Source organism: Microbacterium sp. DT81.1 (assembly GCF_049844955.1).
Taxonomy (GTDB): Bacteria; Actinomycetota; Actinomycetes; order Actinomycetales; family Microbacteriaceae; genus Microbacterium.
Window position 1 is genome coordinate 300,798 of record NZ_JBNCMA010000007.1, and the last position, 9,514, is coordinate 310,311.

The following is a 9,514-nucleotide window of genomic DNA, read 5'->3' on the forward strand; positions in this document are numbered from 1 at the left end:
GGTGGGGGAACGATGAGTTGCAGTACTACACCGACAGCACGACAACGCGTCCCTCGACGGCGACGGTCACCTGACGATCTCCACGCGTCAGATCGACCCGACCACGACTGATCTGCAGTGCTGGTCGGGCCCTGAGGGGAGCGGCATCTGGCCGGCGCTCTGGATGCTCGGAACCGACATCACCGAGGTCGGCTGGCCGCAGTCCGGCGAGATCGACATCATGGAATTCGTCGGCCGCTCATCAAACGAAATCTTCAGGACCTTGCACGGGCCGGCTATCCCGGAGGCCAGGCGTTCAGCGGCGTCCGCGATCTCAGTGGTCCCGTGGCAGCGGACTGGCACGATTTTCGAACTCGAATGGTCGCGCGAGCTCATCATGTGGTCCCTTGATGGCACCGAGTACCACCGGGCGGCCCCGGACGACATCGCGCCCGACGAGTGGTCTTTGAGCATCCGTTCTTCCTCATCACGAACGCGGCCGTGGGCGGCAACTTCGGCGGAGCGCCAAGGCCTGCTAAAGCACGTGCAAGCGGCGTCCGTCAGTGCGTTGTGCCTTCCGCCCCGAGCGGTACTGATCCTCGCCGAGACCGAGTCCGAGCAGGACCTGGAAGAGGCGTTGCGAGCCGGCGTGAGGGGTTAACTGTCTCGGTGGATCGTCGCACCGCAGTTGGTCCACGGCATCCGCGCCTTGTCCAAGACCGGGCTCGCCCTGGACCCCACGTTCGCCCGCCACCTCCTGCAGTCCCTGACCGCCCGACCAACCGGGGCGGCGGACACCCCCACCCAGCAGAGCGCTGTAACCCACCTGACCGAACGCCAACGGGCAGTGGCCCTGCTTGTCGCCGAGGGGATGACCAACGGAGAGATCGCGGCCCGGCTCTTCGTCAGTAATGCGACGGTTAAGGCCACATCACCTCGGTTTTGCGGCGACTGGCCATCCGGAGCCGCACCCAGCTGGCCATCTTCGTCAACAACACCGCTCGGCAGACTTGAGTGCTCACGATCTCAGGTAACGTGCCATCCGGGCCCCAGTCGACCCCAAAAAGGGCGCCGGACCGGCCTTGTCGTCGCGCGACTGAACCGGACCGGCGATGTACCTTCCGGAAACGGTGACCGTGTAAAGTCACACGCGATTCCCCCCGAGAAGAACCCCTTGGGGGAGAGAGAACTCTCGGGGGGAATCTGAACCCGCGGGCCGCACCGCCGCTTCAGGAACGCGGGAATGCTCAGCCTGGGGACTGGCTCCGACGCGGCGGCGGGTCTGCGGTCAGGATAGCTGCGCTATACCGCGCACCACACCGTCCGAACGGACAGCTTGCCTGCGACGAAGTGTTGAGAGTGCGGGCTGCTGGTCGCTTGGACGGGGAGACTCTTGAGCGGGTCGGTGCCGTCGATGACACTGACCTGATGAGTCGCGAGCCGAGTTCAACGCCGATGTGGCGCTGCCCGTTCTGCGGACGAACCTTCGCTGCCCGGAACCAGGCCCACACGTGCGCTCCGCTCGGCGATCTCGATCGGCACTTCGTTTCATCCGCCCCGTCTGTCCGTGCGACGTTCGGGAGGATCGTCGTCGTGCTGACCGAAGTCGGACCTTTCACAGTGTTGCCTGAGAAGACTCGGATCGCCTTTCAGGTGCGGATGAGTTTCGCTGCTCTCGCGCCGCGGCGGAGTTGGTTGAACGGGCATCTGGTGCTCGATAGGCGCGTTGAGAGCTCGCGGTTCACGAGGATCGAAACCTACTCCCGAAGAAACGTTCTCCATGCCTTCCGGCTCGTCTCGCCGGACGAGGTGGATGAGGAATTCGCCGTTTGGTTGGCTGCCGCGTACCGGGTCGGCGAGCAGGGCCACCGAGCGCCCCGAGATGGCTAGGGCTGTCAATTGGGAGCGAGGACGATAGTGGTGCGAGTCCACCTCGAACCCGGACGCCCGCCCGATGCGGGATGCCCGCAGACCGAGCCAGGCGACGGTCTACCGGTGGAGTCGGATATCAAGGAGTCGGGTACCCGCTAACAAGCGCGGAGCGTCGACGGGAAAGACTCGCGACAGCCGAGCCCCTCCGGGTCGGCAGCATCTTGGACGCAAGTCGTCTAGGACCTGCGCGGACGACGACGAAGGAGCAGCCATCCGGCGACGAGTGAAATCGCTAGTAGCGCGGCGAGCCACACCCAGAGGTTGGTTTCTAGGCCGATCATCGAGCGCGGGCATCGTGCCACAGTATGTCTGCTCGGGGTCTGTCGAGTCCCGACAGTAACCGCCGGTGATAGCTGGCGCGAGCGCGCAGCGAAACCACCAAGGCGGCCCTGAATGCACCGATGAGAGTGACCGCCGTGCGCTCAGGACTCGCCTCTGCGACCATGACCTCAGGCTAGATGGCTATGAGTTCGCGTCAGGAAATCGATACCAAGTCGTTTGTGCAAAGGAATCCGCATCTGGACGAGACACATTCCTCGCGCGAGTGGCAGTGGCCTGCGGCCCACTGATTGAGCCGCTACGCGACACTGATTCCTAAGAGGCGACGGTTCCGGAAACTCCGAGCCTAAGTCAGCTCCATCGGCTCCTTGCCCTCGCTCGCTATTTGCAGACTGCACCCTCCGCTGCGCTCCGGGCTCCACTTAGCTTTCGCGTCATGAGTCAAGGTGTGGGTTGGGCGTGGGTGATCGGCCCGGGTGCGTTGATGCGTCCGGGCTGGTGAGTGTGATGGACTGCGTCCGTGTGGCGGGGGGGCCGCCGGAGTTTCGGCAGGCTGATCAGGCGCCGTGATGCGGCAGGCTTTCGTGTTCGCCGTGGGAGGCGGCCCAGCGCGGAGGGGCGGCAGGCTAAGTTGCGCCGTCGAGCGGCATAGCAACCGTGGCGGTCACCGTCCGCGGCTGAGCCTCTCTTGACGGTACGCCTGTTCATCGAAGGGTTGTTGGGTGACGAGCATCCGGTAGATGAGGCGGCAGGCGTTGCGGGCCAGTGCGACGCGCGCCTGGATCGGGGCCATGCCGCGGGCGCGCAGCTGTGCGTTGCGTTCGGCGAAGGTAGGCGAATACATGGATAGCCCCCACGCGATGCCCATGAGTGCGTCGCGGTGCTCGGCCAGGCCTTGCCGGGAGATGCGTCCACGTCGTCGCAGTGTCGCAGACTCATAGAGCGCTGGGGGAGACCGGTCGCGGAGTAGAGGTGCTCCGCGTCGGGGAACCGTTGAATCGGCAGGCTGTGCGCTGCGAACGCCGCCGCCCGGATCGGGCCGACGCCGGGCAGGCTGGTGAGGACTTGCCCGGCGCTGGGGGCGAGGAGCAGTGTGATGTCGGTGTCGTGGACCGCGATGTCCTCCTGCAGGCTTCGGTAGCGTTGCAGGTCGCGGCCAAGCCGCGCGGCTCGTGCCTGCGCGTCTGGCGGTGGGGGTAGGCAGCCGCGCCACCGGTCCTGCCAGTACTGCGCGGTGGGCTGTGTCAACCGGCCCGGTGCCCTGGCGGTCAGGGAGCGAACCGATGGCGACCGGCCCGCAAACGCGACGGCGCAAGCCAGCACGGCCTGCCCCGTCGGCGATCGCGATCGGTAAGGCGCGGCCGTGTGCTGCCGGCGCTGATAGGCCAGGTACCAGAGCGTTGAGCTGATCGTGCAGACGCTGCTGGGCCTTGGTTCGATCAGCGATCAGTCCCCGCCGGTGCCGGACAACGGCCCGCAGCTCGTCTACGGCTGACTGCTCAGCCTGCTCGAGCCCGACCTGGTCGTGGTGGGCGAGGTGGGAGACGTCGCTTCGGCATGCTCGCTGGCCGACCGGGTGGACCCACACGTCGTCGTCATCCGCCAGGGGCTGCTGCAGCACGTGCAAGCGGAGTCCGTCGGTGCGTTGTGCCTTCGCGACCGAGCGGTACTGATCCTTGCCGAGACCGAGTCCGAGCACGATCTGGCAGAAGCGTTGCGAGCCGGGGCGAGGGGTTACCTTTCTCGGAGGGTAGCCGCGTCGCAGTTGGTCGACGGCATCCGCGCCGTGTCCAAGGACGGGCTCGCCCTCGACCCAACATTCGCGCGCCACCTCGTGCAATTCCTGACCTCCGAACCGACCGGCCCGGCGGAGATCCCTGCGCAGCTGGGCGCTCTGACCCGGCTGACTGAACGCCAACGGGCGGTGGCCCTCCTTGTCGCGGAGGGGATGACCAACGGCGAGATCGCCGCCCGGCTCTTCGTCAGTGATGCGACGGTCAAGAGCCACCTCACCACGGTCTTGCGGCGCCTTGGCCTTCGGAGCCGTACCCAGCTGGCCATTCTTGTCAACAACACTGCTGGGCAGTCCTGAGACGTCGCCATCGGGCGGGCGCGCCGGGGTTTCCGACACTCCGGGGGATGCGTGTACCAGCAGGATCTGCTCCCGAACCGTTCGACTGGTGCACGTCTGGGCGCTGGTCGTCGATCGGTGCACCCCGACCGTGGTACCCGGAAAGCGGACACGGATGTGGACTCCCGGTGGATGTGGGAGCGACGCGAACGGATCTATCGTCGTACTGACGCCTCGCGCGCACTGCCGGGCGCATCGCCGGTTGGCCGACGACGGGAGTTCGTGTGTGTCAGATCCTCGTGCTGAGCCGTCCACGACGCCGGTTCAGGGTGTTGGTCTGCGACGACGATGAGGTGTATCGGACCGGTCTTTGCACATCCCGGAAGTCGCTGCCGCAGATTGTGGTTATCGGGGAGACCGCTGACCCTGCGCGTGCCCTCGAGCTGTCCGAGCTGTTCGCACCACACCTTGCCCTGGTCAGTTCCCGGCTCGGTGATGTCGCGCTGCTCATGGTCGCAGCGCTGAACCGAGAAGGTGTTCGCATCCGCATGCTGGGCTCCCGATCAGCACGCGAGCCCGATTGGACGACGCACCCCGATGCAGACGCCCGGATACCTTCTTCGCGAGGCGAGTTCCGTCGAAGTCGTGGACTGTGTCCGAGCGGCCATGGCCGCCTGAGGGCCGACGCCGGCGTGCCCGTCCATTGAATACGTGGCGACGTCTTGGATGTCCAGGAACTGCTCGTCGGGCGCTCCGGTGTCGCCGGCATTGACGACGCCGATCTTGCACCCAGGCCAACGTTCTCCTTCGCGAGGACCGAGCGGAGACGGTTGCTCGGCGAGACGCCGACCCAAGTGACCGACACTGCGAGGTGCGACAGCCCAGCCGGTCTCTTGCCCTGCGCGCTTGGACATCGTCAGGTGACTAGCGACCTTATCGAGAACTAAAGTTCCGCGGTGGTGAGCTCCTACTCGACCGTCACCGTGACGCGGTGTGGTCCCCTCTGAGTCGTCGCTCTGTGCCTCGACGATTATGGGGTCCACGCCACGGACGAAGTGGATCTCCCGAAGTTGCGCACCGCGTGTCCGTCGTGGCGGGGCGGCGTGCGGGCTGAGATCCCTCAACGATCCACTCTCCCAAGGCGCCTGCTTTGGCGGACCGCCTCCCATCTCCGAAGCGCGATCGCCGCGACTGGTAGCCCACCCGACGACCCCCACCGACTTCGGAAGTCCCCCTACCCGGCCGCGCTCTAGAAACTCCAGGCTCGACCTGGAAGCGATAACTCGACTGTTATCGAAGCCCAAATGCCGGGCGGGCGCGCTCAGCGGCTGCGGCACAGGGTAATCGACCCGACCACTCACGTTGGAGGAGGTGAAGCTTGCGGCGGCGAGGTGAACCCGAAATGCCCGTAGGACCCGCTAGCAACGATACGCCGCCCCTGTTGGACCTGACGTAACCAATCCACGATCTGCGCCCTCTCATCCTCGGTCAGACCGACGTTCGACACTTCACTGGCATCCGCTGTCGTCGGCGCTTGAATCCTGAACGCTTTCGACGTTTTGGATTTCCAGCGGTCATTGCAACGAGGGGCGATTCTGGGAATGTAGCAGCCGGCTGAAGAGCTCGGCTGGGGTTCGGTCCCCGAGGGTGAGGCGCCGTCGACACAGCTGCAGGGAATTGCCGGCTCGATTGATGTTCACGGGGTCGTAACACGGCTCCGGACCCATCCGCGTAGGCTCTGACGAACACGTCCGCAAACAGATAACGAGGCACTGCAGAAGGAGGATCGACCTGATCCGCACCGCCATGCCTCGCACGTCCCGCACCATTCGGGCCGGAGCCGCCGTCGCCGGCGTCGCAGGCATCATCGCGGTCGCCGGCTGCTCTGCGGCCGGCACAGGTTTGACCGCTGAGACCGACGCCGCCGACACCACGCCGTCGGCCGATGCCACGCCGTCGACCGATTCGGGCTCGACCGATTCGGGCTCGACCGATTTAGGGCCCGCTGACACCGGCTCGTCTTCGACATACGTCGACGGCAGTTATAGCGCCGAGGGCTCGTACCAGACGCCCGAGTCGATCGAGGCGATCAGCGTCACGGTGACGCTGGAGAACGACGTGCTCACGGCAGTGCAGGTTGTCGGAGACCCGAGCGCTCGCGAGTCGGAGGAGTACCAGAGCAGGTTCATTGGGGGCATCGCCGATGTCGTCGTGGGCGAAGACATCGACACGATCTCGGTGAGCCGTGTCGCCGGATCCTCGCTCACGAGCGGCGGATTCAACCAGGCGATCGAAGAGATCAAGGCCGAGGCGGCGGCCTGACGCCAAGGCGGCGGCTGTGCGCGCAATCTGGCCGTTCGAAACAACGGAACGGTGTCGGAGAAGGAGACCACCCAGCCGGTTCCGGCGGCAGCCCACGCCGCCGTCGATCGGTGCATCGCGGTATCCACGCCGACTGGTCACCGAGTACCACCACCCCGGCAACTCAACGCGCCTGGCGACGCTGGATCGAGATCAAACGATCCAGCATTCTTCGACTGAATACGTTTGAGGCTCTCGCCGATGACACTCGGCGTCGGATCCCTCTCGCTCTCGCCGAGGAACGGCGCACGGTCGGCGCACTGGCTGCGAACGAGGCGCACAGCCGTCCGGCGGTGAGCAGGCAGCCGCGGGGTGCTGCGAGTGTCCGCGCTCGTACGCGCGCGGGCGAACGGTCGAACCCGAGTGTATTGGCTTGACCTCGCGGCGCTCATGCCGGTGGGAGCGGGGTGTGGCTCGAGCGGCTTGATGAGTGTCCCGGCCGCCGCGAATCCCTCAGTGACTCGCGATGATGTCAGCCGCGGTACGGGCTCTAATCCCGTTACCGTGGCAGAGCTCGGACGAGAACCGTTCCGGTCGCAGACGCGCGAGCCCCTCCCCGTTGCTTCATGTCACTACCTCCGGGGGAGGAGGGGGTAGTCGATGAGTCAACGCGCCCTCTTGACAACCGGTGGGGGGTTCGGGACGATCATCGCGAGGACGGACTCCACGCATCGAGTCATCCCGCGCCTCTGCAAGACCACCGGCAGCACTGGGGACTGCCGCTGTGCGGGCATCTCTCGCTGCCTGGAGGCCTCCTTGCCTCAGACCATCGCGGTCAGTTGACGCACCCTTGGCCCGCCGACGTGAGGCCTCTTGTGAAGGGGGAGCACAGCCATGACTCAGGAGCTTTCTTCGACGGCGCGCCGGCCACTCAATCGGTCCGGGAGGGCGATTCGCGGAGTGGTTGCGTTCGGCGTTCTTCCGGCGGCCGTGCTGGTCTCCGTCGCACTGGGGGGCAGCGCGGCGGCAGCGGGACCGGGGGTGACCTGTGGCAGCACGGTGACCACGGACGTGACCTTGACCGCGGATCTTTATTGCCCATCCGGTGACGGCCTCATCCTTGGCTCAGAGGTCACCTTGGATTTGGGTGGGCACAGCTTGATCGGGAGCGGGTCCTCTGGGGTCGGGGTGCAGACCAGCCCGGACTCTCAGGGTGGCAACACGATCCGCAACGGCACCATCGAGGATTGGGGAACCGGAATTTTCCTGCAGGACAGTACCTTCGGCATCATGCTGCCGCACACCATGTCGGACGTTGATCTCCGCAGCGCGCCGATCAACCACTTCTTCGGCAACACGTTGTTGGACATGACAAGGGTCACGGCGGTGGATTCGAGGGTCGAAGGCCAACTCGGCGGCAACTTCGCTATTTCCCACTCCATGTTGACGCGTTCTCCCGTCATGGTGTTCCTCGCCACCGCGACGATCAGGGAGTCGACCCTCGTGCAGAGCTACGTCAGCACCTCCGCTGGGGGTGAGGTGATCATCGACTCCTCCAAGCTGGACGGGAAGGGGATAGCCCGCCTGGGTGACATCAGCGAAACGGGGATCACCATCACCAACAGCCTCGTCAAGAACTACGCTCAGCCGATCAGCGGCTTGTGGGGCGGTGTGACGTTCACGGGCAACAAGTTCATCAACATGCCCAACGGCGTTCTGGGCAACATCAGCTCCAATATCGGGTCCGATGGAATGTCGGTCATCACGGGCAATACCTTCATCAGAAGCGGAGTCGCGCTCCGAGGTAACGTGCCCATGATCGTGGAGAAGAACATCTTCATGTTCGGTGACGTCGGGGTCGAGTTCACTCTCTCCGCGGGGCTTCCCGACACCCCACCGCGGACCGCTGAGGGCTCCCGGGCCGTGGGCAATGTCTTGGTGAAGAACACCGGAACGGGGATCCAAACGGACCTGCCCGGTCTCGAGGTGGGCGGCAATATCGCAACGAAGAACGGCGGATACGGGATCTATGCCCCGGGAGCCGTCGACCTCGGCGGAAACATCGCCTTCGGAAACGGGATCGGTCAGTGCGTGGGTGTCGTCTGCACCGGCAGGTAGGCCCTAGAGTGCTGCCCGCCTATACACGGACTCCAGGCGTTCCACTGACCTCGATCCCAGCCGAGTGGGCCCCGCTTCTCTGCCCCGCTCTCCAGCTCGGAGCGAAATCCTGGATCCCGGGGGTGGCTCCTTTCGTTGGGGTACAAGTCGGATCCCTGCGGTCCGGTGGGTCGGCGACCTCCGCGCGGGCGGCACCGTGCAGTGCTGGCGGGCCGCCGGGGGCCGGCCAAGCGTGGGGGAGGTGGGCGGCCTCCCGGCGGCACCTTGCTTCGAGAGTGACGCATGGATCGCCTGGGGTGAGCGATCCCGCATGATCAGAGAACTCGAAGTAGGTTGAACCTATCCCTGCCGACAGCGTCCGGTCGGGGGGTGGGCTTGAGCTAGCAGTCGTGCTAGCCGTTGCGGAAGCCGTAGTGCGAGGAGTGGAGCGTATGGCTGCACCCGCTGTCGGTGCCCGCACCCAGATCTGGTGTTCCTTGGCGGGCGACAGTGACCCGGATCCCTACCGTGTTGGCGGTTCATACGCGGGTTGTCGCCCATCCCTTCAGAGATCTCCCCTGAGGTCGGCGTACGTGCCTGGACCACAGAGTCTGGCTACTCGTCCAGGCGGTCGGTAAAGTGACGAGAGCGGTTCCTCCCGAGAACGGCCTCTGCTGGGGATTGCGCGTTCCCGGGAGGAACCTGAACCCGTTGCCGCGGCCCGGCGATCAGATCGCGCGGGTGTGCAGTCCAAAGGGACAGGCACCGACGCGGCGGCTGTCGACGGCGCTCGAATTCTGAACGGTTTCGGCGCTTGAAAAGTGAACGATTGCGGGCAGTCTAGCGAGGGCTTTC

At 65.5% G+C, this 9,514-nt stretch carries 7 protein-coding genes and 1 pseudogene; 6 read left to right on the top strand and 2 right to left on the bottom strand.

Annotated elements, in window-relative coordinates; translation table 11 throughout:
• The first annotated feature begins 112 nt into the window (after positions 1 to 112).
• The 3 genes from ACLQ2Q_RS19200 (at position 113) to ACLQ2Q_RS19210 (ending at position 1,869) form a co-directional block, all read left to right on the top strand.
• Positions 113 to 640 (top strand): glycoside hydrolase family 16 protein, encoded by a 528-nt coding sequence (locus ACLQ2Q_RS19200; protein ID WP_425822900.1) that lies wholly within the window; start codon positions 113 to 115, stop codon positions 638 to 640.
• Positions 641 to 688: 48 nt separating this feature from the next.
• The gene (locus ACLQ2Q_RS19205) at positions 689 to 1,186 is read left to right on the top strand and encodes a LuxR C-terminal-related transcriptional regulator (protein ID WP_425822870.1); all 498 of its coding nucleotides are present in this window, start codon (positions 689 to 691) and stop codon (positions 1,184 to 1,186) included.
• A gap of 248 nt (positions 1,187 to 1,434) precedes the next feature.
• The gene (locus ACLQ2Q_RS19210; protein WP_425822902.1) at positions 1,435 to 1,869 is read left to right on the top strand and encodes a DUF5655 domain-containing protein; all 435 of its coding nucleotides are present in this window, start codon (positions 1,435 to 1,437) and stop codon (positions 1,867 to 1,869) included.
• A gap of 985 nt (positions 1,870 to 2,854) precedes the next feature.
• Here ACLQ2Q_RS19210 and ACLQ2Q_RS19215 read toward each other — a convergent pair.
• Together ACLQ2Q_RS19215 and ACLQ2Q_RS19220 are read right to left on the bottom strand one after the other, a co-directional pair.
• A complete protein-coding gene (locus tag ACLQ2Q_RS19215) occupies positions 2,855 to 3,058 on the bottom strand; it encodes a hypothetical protein (protein WP_425822904.1) in 204 nt (67 codons plus the stop codon).
• Between the two features lie 95 nt (positions 3,059 to 3,153).
• A pseudogene (locus ACLQ2Q_RS19220) lies at positions 3,154 to 3,513 on the bottom strand (transposase); the annotation flags it as partial.
• A gap of 202 nt (positions 3,514 to 3,715) precedes the next feature.
• On the opposite strand from ACLQ2Q_RS19220, the gene ACLQ2Q_RS19225 reads away from it, so the two are divergent.
• The 3 genes from ACLQ2Q_RS19225 to ACLQ2Q_RS19235 all read left to right on the top strand — a co-directional run bounded on the left by ACLQ2Q_RS19225 (position 3,716) and on the right by ACLQ2Q_RS19235 (position 8,680).
• On the top strand, positions 3,716 to 4,282 hold the full coding sequence (locus ACLQ2Q_RS19225; RefSeq protein ID WP_425822872.1) for a LuxR C-terminal-related transcriptional regulator: 567 nt from the start codon (positions 3,716 to 3,718) through the stop codon (positions 4,280 to 4,282).
• 1,785 nt (positions 4,283 to 6,067) lie between these two features.
• On the top strand, positions 6,068 to 6,583 hold the full coding sequence (locus tag ACLQ2Q_RS19230) for a hypothetical protein (RefSeq protein ID WP_425822874.1): 516 nt from the start codon (positions 6,068 to 6,070) through the stop codon (positions 6,581 to 6,583).
• A 939-nt stretch (positions 6,584 to 7,522) separates the two neighbouring features.
• Positions 7,523 to 8,680 (top strand): hypothetical protein, encoded by a 1,158-nt coding sequence (locus ACLQ2Q_RS19235; RefSeq protein ID WP_425822876.1) that lies wholly within the window; start codon positions 7,523 to 7,525, stop codon positions 8,678 to 8,680.
• The last annotated feature ends 834 nt before the right edge of the window (positions 8,681 to 9,514 follow it).

Bases quoted from the DNA above. Each gene is read 5' to 3' on its own strand.
- ACLQ2Q_RS19210 (WP_425822902.1), top strand. From the start codon at position 1,435: ATGTGGCGCTGCCCGTTCTGCGGACGAACCTTCGCTGCCCGGAACCAG.
- ACLQ2Q_RS19215 (WP_425822904.1), bottom strand. From the start codon at position 3,058: ATGGGCATCGCGTGGGGGCTATCCATGTATTCGCCTACCTTCGCCGAA.
- ACLQ2Q_RS19230 (WP_425822874.1), top strand. From the start codon at position 6,068: ATGCCTCGCACGTCCCGCACCATTCGGGCCGGAGCCGCCGTCGCCGGC.